The sequence below is a fragment of the Kutzneria sp. 744 genome, assembly GCF_000568255.1.
Lineage (GTDB): Bacteria > Actinomycetota > Actinomycetes > Mycobacteriales > Pseudonocardiaceae > Kutzneria.
In genome coordinates this window covers 5366315-5367403 of the sequence record NZ_KK037166.1, presented here as the reverse complement: position 1 = coordinate 5367403, position 1089 = coordinate 5366315, and the positions used below count along the sequence as shown (strand labels likewise).

Sequence of the window (1089 nt, the reverse complement as noted above, 5' to 3'; positions counted from 1 at the left end):
TGGGCGGCTCCTCGTCGACGTCCTCGGCGGGCAAGCCCGGCATGGGTGGCTCGACCGGCGCGGGCAGTGCGGCCGAGGACGCCGGTGCGCGCGGTGGCATGGGCGGTGCTTCGGGCAGTGCCGGCCAGTCCGGCATGGGCGCGGGCGGCGCCGGCCGTGGCGGCAAGAAGGAAGAGGACAAGGAGCACAAGCGGCCGACCTTCCTGGTCGAGACCGACGACGTGTTCGGCGACGGCCAGATGGTCGCCCCGACCGTCATCGGTGAGAATCCGACCGGCGGGTACTGATGCCGCCGATCGCGATCCTCCCGCTGGCCGCGTTCGACATCGTGTGGGAGGACCTGCGACTCGGGTCCGTGCCCTATCCGTTCGACGTGCCCAGCCACGGGGCGACCCTGGACGAGCGCGCGCGGTTGCGCACGGCCGTGTACGAGGACCTGGAGCGGGGTGGGCTGGCGCGCGGTCGCCAGCTCGACCCCAACCTCCACGACGCGCTCCAGCTGTTGGCGCGCCCGCACGTCCAGCTGGACACCATCTCCACGCTGGACCGCCAGCGCGGGCTGATGCTGTACGCCGCGACCGTCGCCGTCGGGCAGCGGGCGCTGCTGGCCGTGCAGCAGGGCGGCACGATGCGGCTGGAGTACATCCGCGACACCGCGCTGGCGGCGTCGCTGGTGGCCCTCCTGCCGCCGCACCAGCCCGGCCCCGGGCAGCAGGTTTCGGTGCCGGCCAAGGAACTCGCGCAGCCCAACCGGCACAGCCCCGAGTCCCAGACGCTGACCACCATGCTCGGCGAGCCCGTGCTGCGGCTAGGGCAGTTCGCCGGGGCCATGTTCGACGAGCACGGCGTCGGGCGGCGCATGCCCGGGTTGAGCTGGTTCGACACCGAGGCCGGCCGCTACCTCGGCGTGGCCGGGCGGGGCCGTGACGGCGAGGACTGGGCCACCCTCTCGCCGGCCGACGCCAGCGGCCTCATCCACCGCCTCGGGGACATGATCAGGATGGCCAACCGACGCTGAGGATTACTCCTCGGTCGGCTGACATTGTTGACACGAACGGGTGAGTAACTGCTCCATCCGGTAGCGCTCAT

General features: G+C 72.4%; 1 protein-coding gene and 1 pseudogene. Both read left to right on the top strand.

Translation table 11 applies throughout. The features are described from left to right. Nucleotides 1-287: pseudogene (locus KUTG_RS61605) on the top strand (hypothetical protein); the annotation flags it as partial. Then, nucleotides 287-1018, top strand: a complete 732-nt coding sequence (locus KUTG_RS53795; protein ID WP_052395328.1) for an ESX secretion-associated protein EspG — start codon at nucleotides 287-289, stop codon at nucleotides 1016-1018. The pseudogene KUTG_RS61605 and the gene KUTG_RS53795, both read left to right, overlap by 1 nt. Nucleotides 1019-1089 lie beyond the last annotated feature (71 nt).